Consider the following 21,386-nt stretch of genomic DNA (forward strand, 5'->3'; position numbering starts at 1 on the left):
GATAACGCTTTTTCGCACACGAGCGTTCGGTTCGATATGCACTCCGACGCTCGTCGAACCGCCAGGCGTCACTGGGCGGAGATCCTCGACTGTCGTCCCGAGTCGATCTTCGGCTCGACGACGACGGTGGCGGAATGGACCCGGAACGGCGTCGAGATTCTCTGTTGGGAGGGCGGAGCGGTCGTCGGTGCGCCGCCCGCGCTCTTCGAGGCGCTCCGGGAGAACGTCGACCGCATTCCGTTCGATATCGGCCGCGAAGGAGCGCAGACACTGGTCGAACCCGTGGCGGCAGTCGACGACGTGCTCGGACCCCAGTTCGTTGGGTACTGCGACGAAACCGCCTTCGACCCCGTCGACCGCGAGGTCCAGCAGATCGAGCCTCGACGACTCGACTGGCTCCGCGACGCCTGTCCTGACGGGGAGTGGGAACGTTCCGGGCTCAGCGTCGACGCCGACGTACCGACGTTCGCGGTGCTCCGAGTCGACAGACCGATCGCGGCGGTCCAGTACGGCGTCGTCGACGGCGTGGCGAAACTCGCGGTCGCTTCGCACCCGGCACACCGCGGCGAGGGGCACGCCAAGGCGACGGTCTCTGCGGCGACCGCCCACGCGCTCGACCGCGGGTACCTCGTAGAGTATCGCACGGTCGAACGGTGGACGGGTTCGGTAGCGCTGGCAGAGGGGCTCGGGTTCGAGCGGGTCGCACGGAGCCTGCTGGTCGAATTGAAATAGTCCGGTGCTCACGGGCGAAGGTTTATCGCCGAAACCGGGCAACGTCTGCGTATGGCAAGCGCGACCGACGACCCCGACGGCGACGGTCCCGACGGTGTCGAGTTCATCCGCGAGGACGACGGGACGGTCACCGCACGGGATCTCGAAACGGGGCTGGCACGCGGCGGCAACAGTCGCGCGGAGGCGCTCGCACAACTCGCGGAAGTACTCGAACTCCACGAGGGCGGCGGTGAGGACATCGAGAGTCCCGACGAGTTCCTGCAGGAGAAACTCGACATCGACCCCGACGAGCGCGACGGCGACGAACCGCTCCCAGAGTTTCTCCGCTGAAATCGAATGGGACGGACGACGTTTTCCGGACGGGAGATCATCGCCGTTCTGACCGACTTCGGATACGAACCGGTTTCGCGATCCGGGAGCCACGTTCGGATCCGGTACGAGAACGCCGACACCGGAGACGTTCGAAACGTCGACGTTCCGATGCACACGGAGGTTCGAATCGGAACGCTCCACTCGATCGCCGACCAGTGCGGTGCCGAAGATTTCGAGGCGTGGTGCCGCTGGATCGACGACCACACGTAGGCGACGGCGCCGCCAGTAGCACGACCACGCCGGGCACGTTGACGGCCGCCAGCTACGCCGACGTCGAGGGTCGCGGGCGCTCACGAGAGCTGACGCTCAATTACGACGCCGACGCGGTGTTAGACCGGCTGTAGCGGGTCGGCGACTACCGGACCGACCCCAGCGACGTCTTTCGACCAGTGGTACCGACCGAGGCGCCGGTCCGGCGATCCGCGAGACCGGGCCAGTGTCCGTCTCCGCCACGGCACCCCGCCAGCAGTTGTTTCCCCGACCGAAATATATAAACACGTTATCGGTCAACTACGAATTAGACAAGTCTAATCTTCGGATTTGGTGCTAAACTATGCCATTCAATACAGACGACGAACGGAGAGTGACGCGGCGGGACGTGCTCCGCGCCGGCGGTGCGGCGGCGCTGGCGGGAGTGGCCGGCTGCACGGCGCTCCCGAGCGCGCCGGTCGAAGCGGGAAGCGACGGCGGCGACGAGGACGACCCGGTCGCCGTGGCCTCCTTCTTCAGCTTCTTCGACTTCGGCCGGCAGATCGCAGAGGGGACCCCGCTGACGGTGGAGAACCTCGTCCCGACGGGGTTGCACGGCCACGGGTGGGAGCCCAACGCCAGTATCACCCAGCGCATCATCGAGGCGGACGCGTTCGTCCACGTCGGCGAGGACTTCCAGCCGTGGGCCGACCGTGCCATCGAGACGATCGAGGGCGACGGCGTGGACACGGCGCTGATCGACGTCCGGGAAGGGATCGAGCTGGTGGATCTGGCCGCCTCGCTCGACCGCGAGGAGGAGGGCGTCGGCGCCCAGCGCGGGAAGGACCCGCACTTCTGGCTCGACCCGCGGCGCGCCAAGCAGTCGGTCGACAACATCGCCGAGGGATTCGCCGAGGTCGTTCCGGAACACGCCGATACCTTCCGCGAGAACGCCGAGACGTACAACTCGGACGTGCTCGACCGGATCGATTCGGACTACGAGGCCATCTTCGACCGGTCCGAGCGCGACGTCGTCCAGCTGGCCGCGCACAACGCCTTCCAGTACCTCGGGGTGCGCTACGGCGTGCGGATGCGACCGCTGGTGACGAGCCTCGCGGCGAGCGGCGACGTCAAGCCGGCCGACATCCGCGAGGCGACGCGAGTCATCCGCGAGAACGACATCCGATACATCGCAAACGGCGTCTTCGAGTCCCAGCGCCCGGCCCAGCAGCTCGTCCGCGAGACGGCCGTCGAGGCGTACTTCCCGGTGACGCCGTACGCCGGCGTCCGCGAGGAGTGGGTCGCACAGAACTGGGGCTACGAGGAGATCGCGTACAACATCAACATGCCCACGCTCGATATCGTCCTCGGCAACGAGACGCCCGAGGACGCTGCGCCGTCGGCCGAGTGGCTCGAACAGTGGCGGAACTTCGAACCACTATGAGCTCACAGGACACCGATTCCGGGAGCGCGAGCGCCAGCGACGGACGAACGACCACCGCGATGGACGCGGAGGTACCGGCGGCGGAACCGATCATCGATCTCGCGGACGTCACCTTCGGTTACACGGCGACGCCCGTGGTCGAGGACGTCTCGCTGGCGATCGACCCGGGAGAGTACGTCGCCGTCGTGGGCCCCAACGGCTCGGGGAAGTCGACGCTGATGCAGCTGATGCTGGGGCTGCTCGAACCCGACGCGGGGACCGCCCGTCTGTTCGGTGTGGATGCCGACCGCTTCGACGACGGCGAGCAGGTCGGCTACGTCGCCCAGCACGCCAGCGCGGCGAAGGAGATGCCCATCACCGTCCGCGAGGTGGTGAAGATGGGGCGGTTCGCACACGTCGGGTTCGGTCGCCTCTCCGAGGCGGACTGGGCGATCGTCGACGACGCGCTCGAGACGGTCGGGATGACGGCGTTCGCCGACCGGCGCGTCACGCAACTGTCGGGCGGCCAGCGCCAGCGCGCGTTCATCGCGCGAGCGCTGGCGGGCGAGGCCGACCTGCTCGTCCTCGACGAGCCGACCGTCGGCGTCGACGCCGAGTCGGTCGACGCCTTCTACGACCTGCTCGCGGATCTGAACGCCGAGGGCATCACTGTCCTCCTCATCGAGCACGACCTCGGGGCGGTCGTCGAGCACGCCGACCGCGTGGTCTGCCTGAACCGCGAGGTGTACTTCGACGGCCCGACCGACGAGTTCGTCGACAGCGACGCGCTGGCCCGGGCGTTCGGGGCCGGGGCGCGGTCGCTGGCAGGGGTGGACGGATGAGCGCGGACGTAGCGGCCACGCTACTGGCGACCGCCCTCGCCGCCGTGGACCCGTCGGTTGTCCTCCCGCTACAGGGTGGGCTGGGCGCCGCCGGCGACCTCGTCTTCGGCGTCCTCCTGTGGGTCCTGGAACAGTGGTACTGGCTGATGGACTGGGTGTACTACCTCACGGGCCTGGAGATGCTGAACCCGCGCTATCGGTTCATGCACCGGGCGCTCCTCGTCGGGCTCTGCGTCGGCGTGATGGCGCCGCTCATCGGTACCTTCCTCGTCCACCGCCAGCTCGCGCTCATCGGTGACGCGTTGGCCCACACCGGGTTCGCCGGCGTGGCCGTCGGGCTGTTCCTCAACGCCGTCATCGACCTGGGCGTGTCGCCGTATCTCACCGCGGTCGTCGTGGCGATGATCGCAGCGCTGTTCATCGAGCTCATCTCCGAGACCACCGACGCCTACAACGACGTCTCGATGGCGATCGTCCTCTCGACGGGGTTCGCGCTGGGAACGACGCTGATCAGCCTCAACGCGGGCGGGTTGGCCGTCGGCGTCAACCAGTTCCTCTTCGGCAACCTCTCGACGGTCTCGCCCCAGAGCGCGGCCATCCTCCTGGTGCTGTTCGCCGTCATCGTCGGGACGGTGGCGGTGACGCGCAACCAGCTCCTCTACGTCACCTTCGACGAGACGGCGGCCGCGGTCTCGGGCATCTCCGTCAACTGGTACAACCGGGTGATGGTGATGCTGACGGCGATGGTCGTCGTCGGCGCGATGCAGATCATGGGCGTCATCCTCGTCGCGGCGATGCTCGTCGTGCCGGTCGCGGGCGCCACCCAGGTGTCCCGGAGCTTCTCCGAGTCGCTCGTGGTCTCGGTCGTCCTCGCGGAACTGGCGGTGTTGCTCGGCATCGCCACCGCCTACTACGGCGGTGTCACGGCCGGCGGCGTCATCGTCCTCTTCGCCGTGGGGATCTACGTCTGTGCCGTCGCAGCCGGCAAGATACAGTCCGCCCGCGGCGAGCGGACTGCGCCCGACATGGGGAGTATCGACGCCGACGGCGTCGATGTCGGCCCCGGATCGGAGTGAGCGAAACCGCGACGACGAGGGCAAGTATGTTAAATAAAACACTCTAATTTAATAACGATAGTCGATAGAGGTGGCTAGGTTAGCAGTTATATTAATAAATTCGGGACGACTACGGTCGACCAATGAAGCCTTCTGACAGCGACCACGGCGGGGACGAACCGCCACCCGGGGACGGTTCCGGGTGTGACGACGACTGCGATAACCGCGGGTCGGGTCACGACCGCGAGCACGCGGACGCGACCGCGATCGACGAGCACACCGAGGCGCGGCTCTCGGTGCCGGACATGGACTGTGCGTCCTGTGCCGGGAAAGTCGAGAGCGGGCTCGACGGGCTCGCTGGCGTGACCGCCTACGAGACCCAGCCGACGACCGGGCGGGTCCGCGTGACCTACGACGCCGACGCGACGAGCGAGACCGACGTGGTCGGCGCTATCGAGGGCGCGGGCTACGAGGTGACCGACGTCGAGCGCGACGGGACCGACGGAGCCGAAGGGGGCGACCGGGGCCACGACCACGACGACGGCGACGCCACGGAGGGCGTCTGGCGCAGTTCCCGAGCTATCGAGACGGCGGTCAGCGCGGTCTTCCTCGCGGCGGGCCTGGGCTTCAAGTTCGGTTTCCCGGGCGCGAACCAGCGGGTCGCGACCGTCCTCGGGGAGCCGCTGTTCGTCTCCTCCGTGCTCTTCCTGGTCGCCGTCGCCGTCGGCGGGAAGACGATCGTTCGCAACGGCTACTACTCGGCGAAGGCTCTGAACCTCGACATCGACTTCCTGATGACGGTCGCCATCTTCGGCGCGCTGGCGGCGAGCCTGGCGTTCGGCGAGGCGCTGTACTTCGAGGCGGCGACGCTGGCGACCCTGTTCAGCTTCGCCGAGCTGCTCGAACGCGCCTCGATGGACCGGGCGCGGGACTCGCTGCAGGAGCTGATGGATCTCTCGCCCGACGAGGCGACGGTCGTCCGCGGCGACGGGACGGCGACGGTTCCGGTCGAGGCGGTGGCGGTCGGCGACGTGGTCGTCGTGAAGCCGGGCGAGAAGATCCCGATGGACGGCGAGGTCGTCGACGGCGACAGCGCGGTCAACCAGGCGCCGATCACCGGCGAGTCGGTCCCCGTCGACAAGACGACCGGCGACGAGGTGTTCGCAGGGACGATCAACGAACAGGGCTACCTGGAGATCCAGGTCACCTCGGCGGCGGGCGACGACACGCTCTCCCGGGTCGTCGCGATGATCGAGGACGCCCAGTCGAACAAGACCGAGCGCGAGCAGTTCGTCGAGCGCTTCGCCGCCTACTACACGCCCGTCGTCGTCGCCTTCGCCGTCCTGCTCACCGTCGGCGGCCCGTTCGTCCTGAACACGACCTGGCCCGAGGCCGTGGTCGACGGGCTGACGCTGCTGGTGCTGGCCTGCCCCTGCGCGTTCGTCATCTCGACGCCCGTCTCGGTCGTCTCCGGCGTGACCAGCGCCGCGAAAAACGGCGTGCTCGTCAAGGGCGGCTCGCACCTCGAAGCGATGGGTGCGGTCGACGCCGTCGCCTTCGACAAGACGGGGACGCTCACGAAAGGTGAGCTGACCGTCACCGACGTGGTCCCGCTCGACGGCAACGACGAGGAGGACGTGCTGCGGTGCGCCCGCGGGCTCGAGACGCGCAGCGAACACCCGATCGGCGAGGCCATCGTCGACCGGGCCGACGAGCGCGACGTGGCCGACCGGCGGGTCGCGGACTTCGAGAGCATCACCGGCAAGGGCGTCCGCGCCGAGCTCGACGGGATCCCCCACTACGCGGGCAAGCCCGGACTGTTCGCCGACCTGGGTTTCGATCTCTCGCACGTCCACGCGGCGACCGACGGCGGTGTGGTCACACAGACGAGCCGGGACATCTGCGAGCGCAACGGCTGTCTCGACCTGCTGGCCGACGCGGTCCCCGACCTCCAGTCGGCGGGCAAGACCGTCGTCCTGGTCGGGACCGAGGAGGAACTGGAGGGACTGATCGCCGTCGCCGACGAGGTCCGGCCCGAGGCGAGACGGACCGTCGAGCGCCTGCGCGAGGCGGGCGTCGAGCGGACCGTGATGCTCACCGGCGACAACGAGCGGACCGCGCGGGCCATCGCCGAGGACGTCGGCGTCGACGACTACCGGGCCGAACTCCTCCCCGACGAGAAGGTCGACGCGGTCGAGGACCTCGTCGACGAGTTCGAGGGTGGGGTCGCGATGGTCGGCGACGGCATCAACGACGCGCCGGCGATGGCGACGGCCACGGTCGGCGTCGCCATGGGCGCCGCCGGCACCGACACGGCCCTGGAGACCGCCGACGTGGCGCTGATGGGCGACGACCTCTCGAAGCTGCCGTACCTCTACGAACTCGCCGGCGACGCCAACGGCGTCATCCGCCAGAACATCGGCGCGAGCCTGCTGGTCAAGGCCGGCCTCGCGCTCGCAGTCCCGTTCTACGCGGTGCCCATCTGGGTCGCCGTCCTCGTCGGCGACGCCGGCATGACCAGCGCCGTCACCGGCAACGCCATGCGCCTCTCGCGGGTGCGCGCGGACGGTACCGAACCCGCCGAGAGCTGACGGCCGAACCTGAACCGTTCACAGTTCGGGCGCGGGAACCACGACCACCGGCACGGCCACGTCACCGAGTAGCGCGCGGACCGTCGACCCGGGCGCGCCCCCGTCGGATTCCCCGCCCACCTCGCTCGCGTCCGGGTCGCCCCGGCGCGGTCCGAGGAGGAGCGCGTCGACCTCACGCTCGTCGAGGAGAACGCGGATCTCGGCGGCCACGAGGTCGGCGGCGCCGACCTCGTCGTTCCGCGGCGGCACACCCGCCGCGCGCTCCCCCTCGCGCTCCAGCACTCGAACGGTCGCGGGCAGCAGGCGCGACCGGGCGACGTTGGCGGCGTCGCCGGCGTCTCGACTATCGAGGTCGGGTTCGTCGACGGTCAGTACGACCACCTCGTCGTCGGCGGTGAGTCGGCCGGCGAGGTAGTCGGCGGCCGCGGCCGTCGTGTGGACGGACGCGGTGGCGAGGAGATAGCGAGTCATACCGGACGGTGGCGCCGAACCTACTCGAAGGCGACGAACTGCGTCCGGCAGTCGGGACAGACCAGTGCCCGGAGCGGGTGGCCCTCGGCATCGGTACGCGGTGGGCCGCAGCAGCCGCCGGCTTTTCGCGTCTCGAGGGCGCGATCGCAGACAGGGCAGTCCTCCAGGAAGACCGACAGGCCGTGGGCGGCGACGGCGCGCGGTCCCGCCTCGAGGTCGGTCACCTCGGCCAGCGCGAGCGCCGCGGCGGTCTCGGCGACCGCGACGGGGCGGCGCAGCCAGACCTCACCCGCCGGTTCCCCAGACCCGTCCGAGAGGACGACGAACGTCCGATCGCTCTCGGTTACCGACTCGGTGGCCGTCGCGGTCGGTGCGACCGCGAGCGTCGCGACGGTCAGGTCCTCGGTCGACCGCGCCCGGAGTCGCTCGATCTCCGCCCGCCAACGGCCCTCGAAGTCGGCTGTGAGCCGCGTGTCGTCGCCGGTCGCGTCGACGATGCCCGCCCCGACCAGGTCGGCGAGGACTGCCTCGCCGTCGGCCGTCGTCGCGTCGGCGAGCGTGGCCGGCGTCGGGTCGTCGGCGCCGGGGTCGTTCGTTCCGGCTGCTCCGGACGTCGAATCCGCGGGCGCGGCTCGCACACCGTTCGACCGGTCGCTCCACCGTGGTCGTCGCATAGCTCTCGGTTCGACGCTCGCCCGTTTGAGCGTGTCGTCGGTTTCGGGACGTCGGCCGCTTCCACGTCCAGTAAGTTGCAGTTACGGGACGGGGTGACCCCACGTGTCGGTCGTCTCCCCGTCGACGTCCAGCCTCCGCAGCGTCGCCACGCTCCGGTCGGCGACGCGACCGGAGCCGCCCCGTCGATCCGCTCGTCGTGGGCGGCGACGGGACCGAGCCCCAGCGCCCGAGGTGAACTTCGACGGCGAGCAGCCGCTCGGCGGCCGTCGCGACCGCTGGACGCCGCTCGCCGGTTCGCGGTCCGGACGCCCGCGGTGGCCGTGGAGTTCCGCGCGGCATGTCTGTACGCCATCATTACGGCGGTGGCGACCGTTTCGACAGCGGGACCGGCGGTAACCCGCGGTTATTCCGAGCGTGTCAGCGGATGCCGGAGTATACCTTAGTCTGAAAGCATCGATCGTCGAAAATATGTCTCAAGACTCATCGTCGGGAGCGGAGCGCGGACCGGACCCGTCGAGTTCGCGGCGGCGGTTCGTCAAGGCGGTGGGCGTGGCCAGCGCGGTCGGTCTGGCCGGCTGTCAGGACGGCGCGGGGCCGGGCGCAGGTACCGGGACCGGAGACGGGACCGGCGGCGACGGTGGCGGTGGCGGGACCGTCGAGATGGCGATGCCGTCGAACGTCACCGACCGCGCCGAGGACACCCGACAGGCGCTGTACGACGCCGGGCTCTCCGAGGACATCGAGGTGACCTTCCTCTCCACGTCGGAGATCTCCGGCGACGTCGAGGCACAGTACCGCAGCTGGCTCAACGCCGGCCGCGAGACGCCGGACGTGTTCCGGATGGACAGCGGGTGGACGATCCCGTTCATCGTCCGCGACCAGCTGGTCAACCTCGGCGACCGGCTCTCGGACGAGGCGCTCACGACGATCGAGGAGCACTACTTCGACGCGCCGGTCCAATCGGCGCGGGCTCCCGCGACCGCGGTCGGAGGCGGCGGTGACGGCACCGCGACCGGCGCGGACGGTGGTATCGGTAGCAACCTCTACGGCGTCCCCTGGCAGGTCGGGTTCCCGACGATCCAGTACCGCTCGGACTTGGTGACCGACGCCGGCTTCGACCCCGAGGGGGAGAACTGGGCGACCGAGCCGATGACCTGGCAGCGCTTCTCGGAGGTGATCGCCGAGACCCACGGCAACGCCGACGTGGAGTACGGCTTCAACTGGCAGGGGACCGACTACGTCGGACTCTCCTGTTGTACGTTCAACGAGTTCATGACCACCTGGGGCGGCGCCTACTTCGGCGGGCGCGACACGCTGTTCGGCCCCGTCGGCGAGCGGCCGGTCACGGTGAACGAGGAGCCGGTCCACCAGGCGCTGGCGATGGTCCGGACGCTCGTCCACGGAAGCGACGACGAGTTCGCGCTCGACGGCTACCAGCAGATCTCCCCCAACGCCGTCCTGGAGTGGACGGAGGGGCCGTCGCTGGAGCCGTTCACCAACGGCAACGCCGTCGCGCTGCGGTACTGGCCCAGCGGTATCTTCGAGGCGGCGACCGCCTTCGAGGAATCGGACGGCCTGTCGCCCGACGACCTGGGGACGATGCCGATCCCGTACGCGGTGACCGAGGAGGAATCTGAGTACGAGGGGATCGGCGGCACCGCCTCGGCACTGGGCGGGTGGCACCTGACGGTCAACCCCAACTCGGGGAACGTCGACGCCGCCGTACAGGTGATCGAGGCGACGATGCAACGGAGCTTCCGGGAGTTCCAGTTCAGCGAACTCGGCTATCTCACCGGCGACCGACGGCTGTTCGACCCCGAGAACGTCGGCGACGTGGACCCGTGGGGTCCGCACCTGGAGACGCTGCGGGTGGCCGGCGAGAACGCCATCCCGCGGCCGGTGACCGTGGTCTGGCCGGACCAGTCGTCGCAGATCGCCAGCCGGGTCAACGCCGTGATCGCCCAACAGCAGGCGCCGGAACAGGCGATGAGCGCGCTCGCGGGGAGCCTCGAAGAGATCGAACAGAGCGTCTAACATGGCGACCAGTGACGAACACGGTCGTGGCCGCGTGCGGGCGGCGGCGGTCGCGCCGGCCAACTGGACCGAACGCCTCTCCGAGCAGGGGTTCGCGTACGTCCTGCTGGTCCCGACGCTGTTGCTCGTCGCGACGATGGCCCTGTGGCCGTTGATCAGTACCTTCGAGATGTCGCTGCGCGCCGACGCCCTCTTTTCGGCGGAGTACGTCGGGGAGTTCGTCGGGATCGAGAACTACGTCGAGTTGCTGACCGGCGAGCGCAACGCCATCCTCGGCAGCCCGTTCCTCGACTTCGCCCAGCCGTTCGGGAGCGCGCTGACGGTGACGCTCATTTACGTCGCCATCGCGGTCACCCTGGAGACGATCATCGGCTTCGGCCAGGCGCTCGTCTTGGACCAGAGCTTCCGCGGGCGCCGGTGGGTCCGCGTCGCCATCCTCATCCCGTGGGCCGTGCCCATCGCCATCCAGGGGTTGATCTTCTGGCTGTTCTTCCAGCCCGGGATCGGCGTCGGGACGGACGTGATGCAGAGTCTGGGCGTGTTCTCGGCGAACCCGCTGATCAACACCACGGACACGCTGATCATCGTCATCGTCGCCGACGTGTGGAAGACCTCGGCGTTCATGGCGCTGCTCATCCTCGCGGGCCTCCAGAGCGTCGACCGCAGCCTCTACGACGTGGCGAAAGTCGCCGGCGCCTCGAAGATACAGCAGTTCCGCTACATCACCTTCCCGCTCGTCCTGCCGGCGCTGCTCGTAGCACTGCTCTTTCGCACCATCCAGTCGATGCGCGTCTACGGCATCATCGAGACGACCGGCGGCTGTTCGACCCTGCCGTCGCTGACCTGTCTGGTCGTCTCGACGTTCCGGTCGGGCCGGTACGCCACCTCCGCTGCCGTCGCGTTCATCACTGCCGGCATCGTCGCGCTGGTCGCGCTGGTGTACATCGTCAAGTTCGCCGACCTGGAGGTAGGTGCCTGATGGCCACCGAAACCGCCGACGACCAACGGAGCGACGACGGCCCCATCGCCCGCCGCGCCCGGGCGGCCATCCGCAACCCCGGCGACGCCTACCAGTTCCTCTTCTACGTCGTCACCGGCTTCTTCCTCGTGACGACGCTGTTTCCCTTCTACTGGCTGCTCGTACTGGCGCTCACCCCGGGCGACCGGATGACCGACATCGGCCTGCTGCCCAACGGGTTCAACCCCGCCTCGTTCGTCGAGATGTTCCAGCGGCTGCCCTTTCACGTCTACATGTTCAACAGCATCGTCATCGCGCTGACGACGACGCTCATCGTCCTGCTGGTCGCCAGCTTCGCCGGCTACGCGTTCGGCCGCCTGCAGTTCCGCGGGAAGACCGCCCTGTTGCTCGTCCTACTCGCTATCTCCTACTTCCCGCCGGCCGCGTTCATCCTCCCGCTGTTCCAGTTTTTCACCGGCAACGTCGAGATCCTCACGCTGCCCGCCGTCGGGACGATATCGAGCCCGAACTGGTTCAACACCCCCGGCGCGATGGTCACCCCCTTCAGCGCCCTGTTTCTTCCACTCTCCATCTTCATCCTCACCACGTTCTACAGCCAGATCCCCGACGGGCTGGAGGACGCCGCCCGCGTCGAGGGCGCGACGCGGATCGGCGCGCTGTTCAGAGTGATCATCCCGCTGTCGGCGCCCGGCGTCGCGACCGCCGGTGTCCTCACCTTCATCGGCGTCTACAACGAGTTCTTCATCTCCTTCCTGATGACCGACGGCCAGGCCCAGAATTGGGCACCCATCGTCTGGGGGGTCGTCAACTACCAGGGCCAGTACCAGGCCTTCTACAACCTGATGGCGGCCGCGAGCATCGTCGGCGTCCTCCCCGTGGTGATCCTCGTCGTGATCGCCCAGGAGCGCATCGTCAGCGGGCTGACTGCCGGAGCACTCAAGGAGTAACTCATGGGAGAAGTCAAACTGGAACACGTCACGAAACGCTACGCGGACGTCACCGCGGTCGACGACATGAACCTCGACATCAGGGACGGCGAGTTCGTCACGCTCGTCGGTCCGTCGGGGTGTGGCAAGTCGACCACGCTGGAGACCATGGCCGGCCTCACCATCCCCAGCGAGGGGACGATCACCATCGCCGGCGAAGACGTGACCACCCGTCCGCCGAAAGACCGGGACATCGCGATGGTCTTTCAAAATATCGCGCTGTTCCCCCACATGGACGTCCACGACAACATGAGCTTCGGGCTCCGCTTGCGCGATTTCGACGGCGACGAGATCGACCGTCGCGTCGAGCGCGCCGCCGAGATCCTCCAGATCGAGAGCCTCGTCGACCGGATGCCCGACGAGCTGTCGGGCGGCCAGCGCCAGCGCGTCGCCATCGGCCGCGCCATCGTCCGCGAGCCCGCCGTCTTCCTGATGGACGAGCCGCTGGCCAACCTCGACGCGAAGCTACGGGTCCACATGCGCACGGAGCTCCAGCGGCTGCACAAGGAACTGGACACGACCATCGTCTACGTCACCCACGACCAGGCCGAGGCGATGACGATGTCCGACCGCATCGCCGTGATGAACGAGGGCCACCTCCAGCAGATCGCGCCGCCGCTGGTCTGCTACGACGAACCGGCCAACCTGTTCGTCGCCGGCTTCATCGGGTCGCCCTCGATGAACTTCGTCGAGGGGACCGTCGGGGCCGGGGCGATCACGACGCCGGGTTTCGACCTGGACTTCGAGCCCGGGCAGGTACCCGAACTCGCCGCCGGCGACGACGTGACCGTCGGCGTCCGCCCCGAGGACGTCTACCCCGTCGAGAACGCGGGCGAACTCGCCAACCCGACGCGGCCCATTCGCGCCCGGACGGACGTGCTCGAACCGATGGGCGACGAGATCTTCGTCTACCTCGTCCTCCGCGGCGAGGACGCCAGCGGCGCCCAGGCCGCCACCACCGATACCGCCTCCGCACGGGGGAGCGACGAACTGCTGATGAGCGTCGAACCGGACAGCGACCTCGCCGGCGACGAGGACATCGAGGTCGTCCTCGACCGCCGGAAGATCCACGTCTTCGACACGGAGACCGGCGACGCCGTCTGCCACGACATCCTCCGCTCGGAGGCGATGGGCGGCGAACCCGCCGGCCCCGCTGGAGGGAGCTAGCGTGGTCTCGAGCGCCGCCCTGCTCTACTTCGGCATTGGCACGCTCCTCTTTTTCTTCTGGGTCTACGGCATCTGGGCGTTCGCTCGCGACGTGCGCCGGACGTACGTTCCGGGTGTGCGAGGGTGGGTCGCCCGTCGGCGGGAGAAGCAGGCCGAGCAGGAACGCGAGAGCGAGCGCGAGGAGCAGGAGAAACAGCTGTACTGACGCCCGAGTCGTCGCCGACCCGACCGGCTAGCCGGGACCACGCCGCCGTTTCGACATCGTTCGAACGGCTTGCTGCCCGGTCGCAGAGGCGAGTCGGCCAGTCACACCGATCCGGACGGCCGCAACAGGTGCAGCCGCCCCGCGGCCAGCCCGATCAGTAGTCCAGTGAAGTGGGCGACCAAGGCGACGCCGGGGCCGGCGGTGACGACGGTGACGGCGCCGGCGACGACGACGAACACGCCGAGTTGCGCTCGCGGGGACAGCGGCGTCCTGTCCAGCAGGGTGTCGCTCATGCGGTTGCCCGCCAGCACGTAGCCGACCAGCCCGGCGATGCCGCCGCTGGCGCCCAGCACGGCGACGCCGGGACCGACCAGGTCGCTGACCCAGATCTCGGCGAGGCCAGACAGCGCCCCGGTGACGAGGAAGAAGGCGTGAAAGCGCAGCCGCGATGTCTGTCGTTCGAGATACAGCCCGACCAACAGGAGGACGGCGACGTTGGCGACGAGGTGGCCGACCGAGAGGTGGGCGTAGACGCTCGTCACCAGCGTCCACGGGCGAGCGCCGACCGGCGGTGCGAGCGCGAACGCGAAGGGGATCTGTAGCAGTGCCACGACGCGCTGGAGGGCGAAGACGACGACGAAGGCGACGACCAGCGTCAGGGTCGGACTCCGGGACACGACCGTGAGTAGGGCCACCGAGTACAAGAAGGATCGGCCGCCGGGGGATGCGGTGGTGTGGGTCAGAAGACGGAGTCGGCGGTGGCGGCGCCGACGACGCTGAAGATGGCGCCGACGCTGACGGCGCGGGCGGTGACGGCGGTGCGCTCGGCGGTCGTGATGCCGGGGTCGGTGAGGAACGTCGTCGGCGCGGTCAGCGTCAGCGCGAGGACGGCGACGGAGCCGAACGAAACCAGCATGAGCGAGAGAAAGCGCAGCGGGATCCCGGCCACCTCGGCCTCGCGGTCGGGGTCGCGGTCGTCGTCGGCCTCGTAGAGGGCGCCGTAGCCGATGGCGAAGACGATGGCGACGGTCACGGCGGCGTGGAACCAGGTCATCTGCTCCGCGAGCGTCCACACCTCCTCGGTGACGACGAACGGGCCCGCGAGCAGGAACCCCCCGACCACCTGCTGTGCGGTGTCGGCGAGCTTGTACTTAGGGGCCCGAGCCATGCCACGCTCTATTCCGGGGCCGGGCAAAACGCTGGCGGACGCGGCGGATCGGGTCAGGCCTCGACCTTCGGACGACCCGGACGGCGCCACGAGAGCCAGAGGTACGTCCCGATGGCCCCGACCGCGAACAGCGGCGGGATGTAGGCGACTTGCGTGAACGGGTCGGGCGGCGCGAGCACGAACGAAGCCAGAACGCCGACCGTGGCCGCCGCCGTGTACGTCGCGACCAGTCGCTCGCGCCGCGTCGCCGGGAACGACCGCTCGTCGGGCGGGTCGCGCACGAGGCGCGCGTAGAGGTAGTGGAGCAGGCCGTAGAACGTGAGGAGATAGACGAACACGCGGAGCGTCGACACCTCGCGTCGCGTCGCCTCCAGGCGCGCCCAGTAGGCCATCGAGACCAGGTTCCCGACCAGGATCGCCACCGTCAGGCCGAATGCGACGGCGAGATACGGATTCTCGAACAGGAGGTCCGGGAAGGCCGGGAGTTGCACGCCCGGCGGTAGCCCGTCGTCCGATATAGGTCTTGTCGGTTGACTGTCCCGATCGAGCGGACGGTACCGACACAGAACCGTTTTCCTCGGCGCGCTCCACCCCTCGACCATGAGCGTCAGCGAGGAGTTCGACGAGTGGGCACGCGACGGCCGCGACGAGGGCATGGAGGAGCGCCACTGGCACACCGCCAAACACGCCCTCGCGCGGATGCCCGTCGAGGCGGGCGACACCGTCCTCGACCTGGGCTCGGGGAGCGGCTACGCCGGCCGCGCGCTCCGGGAGACGAAGGACGCGGCCCGGTCCTACGGCGTCGACGCCGCGCCGCAGATGGCCCGCAACGCCCGCGAGTACACCGACGACCGCCGGTCGGGCTTCCTGAACGGCGACTTCGAACACCTGCCGTTCGCCGACGACAGCGTCGACCACTGCTGGTCGATGGAGGCGTTCTTCTACGCCCGCGACCCCGACGCCGTGCTGGACGAACTCCGGCGAGTCATCCGGCCGGGCGGGACGTTCTACTGTGCGGTGAACTACTGGGAAGAGAGCGTCCACACGCACGAGTGGGACGAACTGGTCGAGGTGCCGATGATCCGCTGGAGCGAGGCCGAGTACCGCGAACACTTCCGCGACGCGGGCTTTCACGTCGCCGGCCAGGACCGGATCCCCGACACGGAGACGACGATTCCGCCGGCGGGGGAGTTCCCGACCGAGGACTTCGAAACCCGCGAGGCGATGGTCGAGCGCTACCGCGAGCACGGCACGCTACTGACCGTCGGCGTGGTGCCGTAGAACCGCGCGCCGACCGTCGATGCGGTCGGCGAGGGGGTCGCGAACGCCGCCGTCGCCGCCGCTCGTGCCAAACGTTTTGTAGGCTTCGCGTTCAGAGGGGAGTATGGCGCTGACGCGGCGACAACAGGTCCTCGGGGGCCTGTTCGTCGGCATGACGGTCCTGACGCTGCTGATCCTCTCGCGGGTGATCGGGATCGTCTTTTTCGCCATCACGGTGGCGTACGTGCTCTATCCCGTCCGTCGGGGCCTCGTCCACCGGGGCGTCCACCGCCGGGTCGCCGCCGCGACGGCCACGACGGTCGGGTTCCTGTTCGTCGCGCTCATCGTCGGGCCGGTGGTCTACGCGCTGTACGGCCGCCAGGCGCTCCTGCTTTCGTTCCTGCGGTCGATCCCGGCCGAACAGCCGGTGACGATCTTCGGGATGTCGTTCGTGATCGACGTGAGCGCGCTGATCGTGCGGGCACGGGCCGCCGTCGTCGACGTCGGATTCGATATCGCCGGGGCGGCGCCCGTCCTCGCGCTGAAGGGCTTCCTGTTCGTCTTTCTCGTGTACGGACTGCTGTTGCGGCCCGGGAGCGTCCACCGAGCGGCGCTCCGGCTGGTCCCCGGGGAGTACCACGACGTGGTGTTCGCGCTGCACCGCTGCGTGCGCGACACGCTGTACGCGCTGTACGTCCTGCAGGCCGCGACGGCGCTGGGGACGTTCGCGGTGGCGTACGTCGTCTTCTCGGTACTGGGCTACCCCAGCGCGTTCACGCTGTCGGTCTTTTCCGGACTCTTGCAGTTCATCCCCGTCCTCGGGCCGAGCATCCTCATCGCGGCCGTGGCGGTCGGCCAGGCGCTGGCCGGCGAGGTCACCGCCGCCCTCCTCGTCGCGAGCACGGGGCTGGTCCTGATCGGCTTCCTGCCGGACGCGCTGATCCGCCCGCGGCTCGCTTCGCTGACGACCGGGATGCCCGCGAGCCTCTACTTCGTCGGGTTCACCGGCGGCACGCTGAGTCTGGGCGTCGTCGGCGTCATCGCGGGCCCGCTGGTCGTCGCGCTGCTCGTCGAAGTGGTCGAACTGGTCACCGACGAACGTGCGAGCGTCCAGCAGACCTTCGACGAGGCCGCCGTCGTCCCCGACGCCGACGGCGACGACGACCGACCCCGCGGTCGGAACGGGCGCCTCAGCGACTACCTGTCCGACGGCGCGGCGGACTCGACCGGAGACCTGGCGGACCAGGTACCGGACGCGACGGACGGCGACCTCGCCGAGGAGTCCCCGGGCGACTCCGCCGGCGACCCGACCGACGACTGACGACCCGGCGACGGGTACGGCCCGAACGGCGAGTTACGCCCCGGTCTCCAGGTCGCGCCCGGCCGCCTTCCACTCGGTGAGACTCCCCTCGTAGAAGGCGAGGTCGGGGTACCCCAGGTGCCGGAGGACGGTGTAGGTGTGGCTGATCCGCCGGGCGGTGTTGCAGTAGAGCAGGACCCGTTTGTCGGGGTCGATCCCACGGTCGTCGAGGGTCGACTCGATCTCGTCGCGGGGCTTGAGCCCGCGGGTCTCGTCGTCGACGAGTTCGCGCCAGTCCAGCCGGACCGCGCCGGGGATGTGGCCCTCCTCGAACTCCCAGGCCTCGCGAGTGTCGACGACGACGGTGTCGGGGTCGTCGGTGGCCGCCGCGACCGCGTCGATCCCGACCAGCGGCGTCTCCGCCGGCGGGTCGACCTCGTAGGTCGAACGTTCGAAGTCGGTGCCCTCGCTCGTCGTCTCGTGGTCGAGCCGCCACGCGGAGAAGTCGCCGTCGAGCAGGTGTAACCGCCCGGGGTGGTGGCCGTACAGCTCGGCGGTCACGAGGAAGCGCGCAGCGAAGACGCCGTGAGTGTCGTCGTAGGCGACGATCCGGTCGTCGGCGGTTATCCCCGCCTCGGACATGAGGTCGGCGAAGGCGTCGGCGCCGGGGAGCATCCCCTGCCCGTCCCCCGACGCTTCGGTGTCGTCGGCGTCCCGCCCGTCGGGATCGGTCGTAGCGCCGTCTTCCGCGGCGTGGTCGTCGGCACGAAACGAGTCGAACGGGACGTTGACGGCGCCGGGGACGTGGCCGATACCGTCGAACTCCCAGGCGTCGCGGACGTCGACGATCCGGACCTCGTCGAGGCGGTCGGCCACCCACTCGGCCGGGACGACGATCTCGCTCATGTCCCGGGTTCGGGCGAGCGCACGCTTGAAGATGTCCTTCCGCCCCGGTCGGAGGTAGAGGCAATTTTGACCGGCGCGTGCGGGCATCGAGCGGGATATAAATCGAGTGGTCGAACACCACTGCGACCGTCGACCCGACCCGTCCCCCGGTCCGACCGCAGTGGCGAGAGCAGAGGGGAGAGGCCGTGAGAACCATAGACACGGAACGTTTCGGCAACAATCTCCGCTATAGTCGTCAAGGGGCGGGACATGCCGAAGCTCCTAGAGGTATATAGTCGGTAGACCAATGGTTCGATGAACATGAGCGACTACGCGAAAGACGTACTCGTCTCGGCGGACTGGGTCGAAGAGCATCTCGAGCACTTCGAGAGCGACGACGACGACTATCGGCTCGTCGAGGTCGACGTAGACACGGAGCTGTACGACGAGAGCCACGCGCCGGGCGCGGTCGGCTGGAACTGGGAGACAGATCTGCAGGACCAGGTCGAGCGCGACATCCTCGAGAAGGAGGACTTCGAGGCGCTGCTCGGTTCCCACGGCATCAGCGAGGACACCACGGTCGTCCTCTACGGTGACAACGCCAACTGGTTCGCGGCCTACACCTACTGGCAGTTCAAGTACTACGGCCACGACGACGTGCGCCTGCTCGACGGCGGCCGCGACTACTGGGTCGAGAACGACTACCCGCTGACCGACGAGGAGCCGGAGTTCTCGGAAGTCGAGTACGAGGCCGCCGGTCCGCGCGAGTCCATCCGCGCCTACCGAGAGGACGTCGAGAACGCCGTCGAGCGCGGCCTGCCGCTCGTCGACGTTCGCTCGCCCGAGGAGTTCTCCGGCGAGGTCCTGGCGCCCCCGGGACTCCAGGAGACCGCCCAGCGCGGCGGCCACATCCCCGGCGCCAGCAACGTCTCCTGGGCCGCCGTCACCAACGACGACGGCACCTTCAAGACCGCCGAGGAGATCGAGGAGCTGTACGCCGAGGAAGGCATTGAGGGTGACTCGACGGTCGTCGCCTACTGCCGCATCGGCGAGCGCTCGTCGGTCGCCTGGTTCGCCCTGCACGAGCTCGTCGGCTACGACGACGCCATCAACTACGACGGCTCCTGGACGGAGTGGGGCAACCTCGTCGGCGCCCCCATCGAGAAAGGCGAGGCCGAGTAAGCGAAGCGCACGAGGCCTCGTGGTGAGGCGGGGAGCGGAGTGACCCGCCGAACGGCTCTCGGGCGACTGAGCGGAGCGACAGAGCCCGAAAATCGGAGCGGCGAGCGACTGCGAGCCGCGGAGAAGGGCAACTGAGGTCGCTCACGCGATTCGCATTTTTTCGGCGCCACGGCCGATAGCCGCTGAACTCTCCGTGTGTCCGGTTTCGAACGAACGTTTAATTGCGTTCCCACCGTAGTGGGAGATATGGGGACGAGCGAGGACCGACGCGTCGACGAGAAGGGACGGGTCACGATCCCGAAGTCGATCAGGGAGGCGTTGCAGATCGACCCCGGGGAAGAGGTCGCCGTGGAGTTAGCGGACGACCGGATCGTCATCCGCAATCGCATCTCGCGGGAGCAACTGGTCGAGCGACTGGAGGGGTGTGTCAGCGAGGAGACTCGGGCCGACGACGCCGACCGGATCGATCCCGACGACCTGAAAGCCGACTGGACGAGCGACCTCCCGAACTGATGTACTGCCTCGACGCGAACGTCTGGATCTACTTCCTCGACGCCGACCTCGACGAACACGAGACGGTCCGCGACGACGTGGCCGAGGTACTCCGCTCTCGGCCGCTGTTCACGACGACGGTCCTCCAGATGGAGGTCGTCCACTACCTGACGAACCAACTGGCCGACAGCGAGCGCCACGTCGAACGCGTGCTATCGATCGAGGATTCGACCGTCGCGGAGCTACGACCCGCCGACGTGAAGCGGGCGGCGAAGCTGCTCGCCGAGTACGACCAGTCCGGGATCGGCGGCCGGGACGCGACGGTGTTGGCCGCGATGGAGCGACACGGCGTCGGGCGGCTCTGGACGCACGACGACGCGCTCAAACGGATGGACGACTGCCTCGACTGGCTGACGGTCACGGATCCCGTGAGCGAATAGCGACTGTCGGGGTCACGGGTCTCTCCGGTCCCAACCGTTTTCAGCCCGCCCGGCGAACGCTCGGCCATGGAACTATCGGCCTTCCGCGAGCCGCTGTCCCGGGAGGAGACCGCCGGATTGCTCGCGACCGCCGCGGTCGTCGCCGTACTGCTCGGCCCCGGTGCGATCACCCTCGCCGAGGGGTCGTCGGTCCTGCTCACGGCCGTCTCGGCGCTCGCGATGGGCACGCTCGCGTTCGTCGTCGGCGCCCTCGCGCTCGTCGCGATACGGGAACTGCGCGGCGACGACGAGGAGTGACCGAACAGCGACGAGGGTGACCGGCCGCCGGTCCGGTCGCTCGCCGCCGGTCCGGTCCCCGAGAACTGATCGAACGTCCACGAAACGTCACCCTCTTTTACGCCGACGCGGACGGGCGGACGTGTCCCGTTTCGCCGTCCGGACGGCGGTCCACGCCGGCGCCCTGCTCGCGGTGACGGGCGCCGTCGCCTGGCTCACGGGGACCCCGTTCGTCTTCCCGAGTCTCGGCCCGACCGCGTACGTGTTGGCGACCCGGCGGACGGCCGACCGCTCGGCGCTCGCCCGGGTCGTCGCGGCCCACGTCGTCGGTGTCGCCGCCGGGCTGGGCTCCTACCGACTGCTCGCCGACTGCGTCGTCGTCACCGCGGACCTCGCGCCCCGGTCGCCCGCCCTGGCGGCCGTCGTCGCCAGCGGCGTCCTCGCGCTGGCGCTGACCAGCGCCGGGATGGTCGTGACGGGCACGATCCACCCGCCCGCCTGTGCGACGACGCTCATCGTCTCGCTCGGGCTGTTGCCGACGCTTTGGGAGGGACTGTTCATCGCCATCGCGGTCTGCGTCCTCGTCGGTACTCACGCCGTCGTCGTCCGGACCCTCTCGGTTTCGGACGAGCGCGAACGGCCGACCCCCGACGCCTCGTGAC

Annotated in this window: 25 protein-coding genes; 19 read left to right on the forward strand and 6 right to left on the reverse strand. The window is 69.0% G+C overall.

All coding sequences use genetic code 11. From position 1 onward, the window contains the following. Positions 1 to 36 precede the first annotated feature (36 nt). From I7X12_RS13280 to I7X12_RS13310, 7 genes are all read left to right on the forward strand, one after another. Positions 37 to 732: a GNAT family N-acetyltransferase gene (locus I7X12_RS13280; RefSeq protein WP_198060545.1), complete on the forward strand. Its 696-nt coding sequence runs from the start codon at positions 37 to 39 to the stop codon at positions 730 to 732. 51 nt (positions 733 to 783) lie between these two features. Continuing rightward, positions 784 to 1,062, forward strand: coding sequence for a type II toxin-antitoxin system HicB family antitoxin (locus I7X12_RS13285; protein ID WP_198060546.1), 279 nt, complete (start codon positions 784 to 786; stop codon positions 1,060 to 1,062). A 6-nt stretch (positions 1,063 to 1,068) separates the two neighbouring features. Continuing rightward, positions 1,069 to 1,314, forward strand: a complete 246-nt coding sequence (locus I7X12_RS13290) for a type II toxin-antitoxin system HicA family toxin (protein WP_198060547.1) — start codon at positions 1,069 to 1,071, stop codon at positions 1,312 to 1,314. Positions 1,315 to 1,657: 343 nt separating this feature from the next. Further along, positions 1,658 to 2,737 carry a metal ABC transporter substrate-binding protein gene (locus I7X12_RS13295; protein WP_198060548.1) on the forward strand — a complete coding sequence of 360 codons (1,080 nt, stop codon included), beginning with the start codon at positions 1,658 to 1,660 and terminating at the stop codon, positions 2,735 to 2,737. Next, on the forward strand, positions 2,734 to 3,558 hold the full coding sequence (locus tag I7X12_RS13300) for a metal ABC transporter ATP-binding protein (RefSeq protein WP_198060549.1): 825 nt from the start codon (positions 2,734 to 2,736) through the stop codon (positions 3,556 to 3,558). Before I7X12_RS13295 ends, I7X12_RS13300 begins: the two co-directional genes overlap by 4 nt. After that, positions 3,555 to 4,634 (forward strand): metal ABC transporter permease, encoded by a 1,080-nt coding sequence (locus I7X12_RS13305; protein ID WP_232342842.1) that lies wholly within the window; start codon positions 3,555 to 3,557, stop codon positions 4,632 to 4,634. The genes I7X12_RS13300 and I7X12_RS13305 overlap by 4 nt, the downstream gene beginning before the upstream one ends. A 122-nt stretch (positions 4,635 to 4,756) precedes the next feature. Next, positions 4,757 to 7,204, forward strand: a complete 2,448-nt coding sequence (locus I7X12_RS13310) for a heavy metal translocating P-type ATPase (RefSeq protein WP_198060550.1) — start codon at positions 4,757 to 4,759, stop codon at positions 7,202 to 7,204. An 18-nt stretch (positions 7,205 to 7,222) separates the two neighbouring features. Here the strand turns inward: I7X12_RS13310 and I7X12_RS13315 are convergent, their stop codons facing one another. Both I7X12_RS13315 and I7X12_RS13320 read right to left on the reverse strand, forming a co-directional pair. After that, positions 7,223 to 7,675 carry a universal stress protein gene (locus tag I7X12_RS13315; RefSeq protein ID WP_198060551.1) on the reverse strand — a complete coding sequence of 151 codons (453 nt, stop codon included), beginning with the start codon at positions 7,673 to 7,675 and terminating at the stop codon, positions 7,223 to 7,225. Between the two features lie 20 nt (positions 7,676 to 7,695). Beyond that, positions 7,696 to 8,349 (reverse strand): hypothetical protein, encoded by a 654-nt coding sequence (locus tag I7X12_RS13320; RefSeq protein WP_198060552.1) that lies wholly within the window; start codon positions 8,347 to 8,349, stop codon positions 7,696 to 7,698. 469 nt (positions 8,350 to 8,818) lie between these two features. On the opposite strand from I7X12_RS13320, the gene I7X12_RS13325 reads away from it, so the two are divergent. Genes I7X12_RS13325 through I7X12_RS13345 form a run of 5 tightly spaced genes read left to right on the forward strand, consistent with a single transcriptional unit; the run spans position 8,819 to position 13,721 of the window. After that, complete coding sequence (locus I7X12_RS13325) at positions 8,819 to 10,384, forward strand: extracellular solute-binding protein (RefSeq protein ID WP_198060553.1); 1,566 nt, start codon at positions 8,819 to 8,821, stop codon at positions 10,382 to 10,384. 1 nt (position 10,385) lies between these two features. Then, the gene (locus tag I7X12_RS13330) at positions 10,386 to 11,363 is read left to right on the forward strand and encodes a carbohydrate ABC transporter permease (RefSeq protein ID WP_198060554.1); all 978 of its coding nucleotides are present in this window, start codon (positions 10,386 to 10,388) and stop codon (positions 11,361 to 11,363) included. Beyond that, positions 11,363 to 12,310: a carbohydrate ABC transporter permease gene (locus I7X12_RS13335; RefSeq protein WP_198060555.1), complete on the forward strand. Its 948-nt coding sequence runs from the start codon at positions 11,363 to 11,365 to the stop codon at positions 12,308 to 12,310. Before I7X12_RS13330 ends, I7X12_RS13335 begins: the two co-directional genes overlap by 1 nt. Positions 12,311 to 12,313: 3 nt before the next feature. Then, positions 12,314 to 13,516: an ABC transporter ATP-binding protein gene (locus I7X12_RS13340; RefSeq protein WP_198060556.1), complete on the forward strand. Its 1,203-nt coding sequence runs from the start codon at positions 12,314 to 12,316 to the stop codon at positions 13,514 to 13,516. A gap of 1 nt (position 13,517) precedes the next feature. Beyond that, a complete protein-coding gene (locus I7X12_RS13345; protein WP_198060557.1) occupies positions 13,518 to 13,721 on the forward strand; it encodes a hypothetical protein in 204 nt (67 codons plus the stop codon). Between the two features lie 101 nt (positions 13,722 to 13,822). On the opposite strand, the gene I7X12_RS13350 is transcribed toward I7X12_RS13345, so the two are convergent. The 3 genes from I7X12_RS13350 to I7X12_RS13360 all read right to left on the reverse strand — a co-directional run bounded on the left by I7X12_RS13350 (position 13,823) and on the right by I7X12_RS13360 (position 15,380). Next, positions 13,823 to 14,398 (reverse strand): rhomboid family intramembrane serine protease, encoded by a 576-nt coding sequence (locus tag I7X12_RS13350; RefSeq protein WP_232342844.1) that lies wholly within the window; start codon positions 14,396 to 14,398, stop codon positions 13,823 to 13,825. A 62-nt stretch (positions 14,399 to 14,460) separates the two neighbouring features. Next, entirely contained in the window at positions 14,461 to 14,889 is a 429-nt protein-coding gene (locus I7X12_RS13355; protein WP_198060559.1) for a DUF2391 family protein, read from the reverse strand. 53 nt (positions 14,890 to 14,942) lie between these two features. Further along, complete coding sequence (locus I7X12_RS13360; protein WP_198060560.1) at positions 14,943 to 15,380, reverse strand: hypothetical protein; 438 nt, start codon at positions 15,378 to 15,380, stop codon at positions 14,943 to 14,945. 109 nt (positions 15,381 to 15,489) lie between these two features. On the opposite strand from I7X12_RS13360, the gene I7X12_RS13365 reads away from it, so the two are divergent. Both I7X12_RS13365 and I7X12_RS13370 read left to right on the forward strand, forming a co-directional pair. After that, entirely contained in the window at positions 15,490 to 16,170 is a 681-nt protein-coding gene (locus tag I7X12_RS13365; protein WP_198060561.1) for a class I SAM-dependent methyltransferase, read from the forward strand. A gap of 103 nt (positions 16,171 to 16,273) precedes the next feature. Next, positions 16,274 to 17,470, forward strand: a complete 1,197-nt coding sequence (locus tag I7X12_RS13370) for an AI-2E family transporter (RefSeq protein WP_198060562.1) — start codon at positions 16,274 to 16,276, stop codon at positions 17,468 to 17,470. A gap of 33 nt (positions 17,471 to 17,503) precedes the next feature. Here I7X12_RS13370 and I7X12_RS13375 read toward each other — a convergent pair whose 3' ends face one another. Next, positions 17,504 to 18,355 carry a sulfurtransferase gene (locus I7X12_RS13375; protein WP_198060563.1) on the reverse strand — a complete coding sequence of 284 codons (852 nt, stop codon included), beginning with the start codon at positions 18,353 to 18,355 and terminating at the stop codon, positions 17,504 to 17,506. A 300-nt stretch (positions 18,356 to 18,655) separates the two neighbouring features. On the opposite strand from I7X12_RS13375, the gene I7X12_RS13380 reads away from it, so the two are divergent. The 5 genes from I7X12_RS13380 (at position 18,656) to I7X12_RS13400 (ending at position 21,385) form a co-directional block, all read left to right on the forward strand. Next, complete coding sequence (locus I7X12_RS13380; protein ID WP_198060564.1) at positions 18,656 to 19,516, forward strand: sulfurtransferase; 861 nt, start codon at positions 18,656 to 18,658, stop codon at positions 19,514 to 19,516. Positions 19,517 to 19,762: 246 nt separating this feature from the next. Then, positions 19,763 to 20,029 (forward strand): AbrB/MazE/SpoVT family DNA-binding domain-containing protein, encoded by a 267-nt coding sequence (locus I7X12_RS13385; RefSeq protein ID WP_198060565.1) that lies wholly within the window; start codon positions 19,763 to 19,765, stop codon positions 20,027 to 20,029. Continuing rightward, positions 20,029 to 20,448 (forward strand): type II toxin-antitoxin system VapC family toxin, encoded by a 420-nt coding sequence (locus tag I7X12_RS13390; protein WP_198060566.1) that lies wholly within the window; start codon positions 20,029 to 20,031, stop codon positions 20,446 to 20,448. Before I7X12_RS13385 ends, I7X12_RS13390 begins: the two co-directional genes overlap by 1 nt. Positions 20,449 to 20,514: 66 nt before the next feature. Next, positions 20,515 to 20,745, forward strand: a complete 231-nt coding sequence (locus I7X12_RS13395) for a hypothetical protein (protein ID WP_198060567.1) — start codon at positions 20,515 to 20,517, stop codon at positions 20,743 to 20,745. 121 nt (positions 20,746 to 20,866) lie between these two features. Further along, complete coding sequence (locus tag I7X12_RS13400) at positions 20,867 to 21,385, forward strand: HPP family protein (RefSeq protein WP_198060568.1); 519 nt, start codon at positions 20,867 to 20,869, stop codon at positions 21,383 to 21,385. Position 21,386: the final 1 nt, after the last annotated feature.

Source organism: Halosimplex litoreum (assembly GCF_016065055.1).
GTDB classification, from domain to species: domain Archaea; phylum Halobacteriota; class Halobacteria; order Halobacteriales; family Haloarculaceae; genus Halosimplex; species Halosimplex litoreum.

Bases quoted from the DNA above. Each gene is read 5' to 3' on its own strand.
- I7X12_RS13385 (WP_198060565.1), top strand. From the start codon at position 19,763: ATGGGGACGAGCGAGGACCGACGCGTCGACGAGAAGGGACGGGTCACG.
- I7X12_RS13370 (WP_198060562.1), top strand. From the start codon at position 16,274: ATGGCGCTGACGCGGCGACAACAGGTCCTCGGGGGCCTGTTCGTCGGC.
- I7X12_RS13395 (WP_198060567.1), top strand. From the start codon at position 20,515: ATGGAACTATCGGCCTTCCGCGAGCCGCTGTCCCGGGAGGAGACCGCC.
- I7X12_RS13355 (WP_198060559.1), bottom strand. From the start codon at position 14,889: ATGGCTCGGGCCCCTAAGTACAAGCTCGCCGACACCGCACAGCAGGTG.
- I7X12_RS13365 (WP_198060561.1), top strand. From the start codon at position 15,490: ATGAGCGTCAGCGAGGAGTTCGACGAGTGGGCACGCGACGGCCGCGAC.
- I7X12_RS13285 (WP_198060546.1), top strand. From the start codon at position 784: ATGGCAAGCGCGACCGACGACCCCGACGGCGACGGTCCCGACGGTGTC.
- I7X12_RS13315 (WP_198060551.1), bottom strand. From the start codon at position 7,675: ATGACTCGCTATCTCCTCGCCACCGCGTCCGTCCACACGACGGCCGCG.
- I7X12_RS13320 (WP_198060552.1), bottom strand. From the start codon at position 8,349: ATGCGACGACCACGGTGGAGCGACCGGTCGAACGGTGTGCGAGCCGCG.
- I7X12_RS13340 (WP_198060556.1), top strand. From the start codon at position 12,314: ATGGGAGAAGTCAAACTGGAACACGTCACGAAACGCTACGCGGACGTC.
- I7X12_RS13310 (WP_198060550.1), top strand. From the start codon at position 4,757: ATGAAGCCTTCTGACAGCGACCACGGCGGGGACGAACCGCCACCCGGG.
- I7X12_RS13375 (WP_198060563.1), bottom strand. From the start codon at position 18,355: ATGAGCGAGATCGTCGTCCCGGCCGAGTGGGTGGCCGACCGCCTCGAC.
- I7X12_RS13280 (WP_198060545.1), top strand. From the start codon at position 37: ATGCACTCCGACGCTCGTCGAACCGCCAGGCGTCACTGGGCGGAGATC.
- I7X12_RS13325 (WP_198060553.1), top strand. From the start codon at position 8,819: ATGTCTCAAGACTCATCGTCGGGAGCGGAGCGCGGACCGGACCCGTCG.
- I7X12_RS13330 (WP_198060554.1), top strand. From the start codon at position 10,386: ATGGCGACCAGTGACGAACACGGTCGTGGCCGCGTGCGGGCGGCGGCG.
- I7X12_RS13380 (WP_198060564.1), top strand. From the start codon at position 18,656: ATGAGCGACTACGCGAAAGACGTACTCGTCTCGGCGGACTGGGTCGAA.
- I7X12_RS13305 (WP_232342842.1), top strand. From the start codon at position 3,555: ATGAGCGCGGACGTAGCGGCCACGCTACTGGCGACCGCCCTCGCCGCC.
- I7X12_RS13335 (WP_198060555.1), top strand. From the start codon at position 11,363: ATGGCCACCGAAACCGCCGACGACCAACGGAGCGACGACGGCCCCATC.
- I7X12_RS13290 (WP_198060547.1), top strand. From the start codon at position 1,069: ATGGGACGGACGACGTTTTCCGGACGGGAGATCATCGCCGTTCTGACC.
- I7X12_RS13295 (WP_198060548.1), top strand. From the start codon at position 1,658: ATGCCATTCAATACAGACGACGAACGGAGAGTGACGCGGCGGGACGTG.
- I7X12_RS13300 (WP_198060549.1), top strand. From the start codon at position 2,734: ATGAGCTCACAGGACACCGATTCCGGGAGCGCGAGCGCCAGCGACGGA.
- I7X12_RS13390 (WP_198060566.1), top strand. From the start codon at position 20,029: ATGTACTGCCTCGACGCGAACGTCTGGATCTACTTCCTCGACGCCGAC.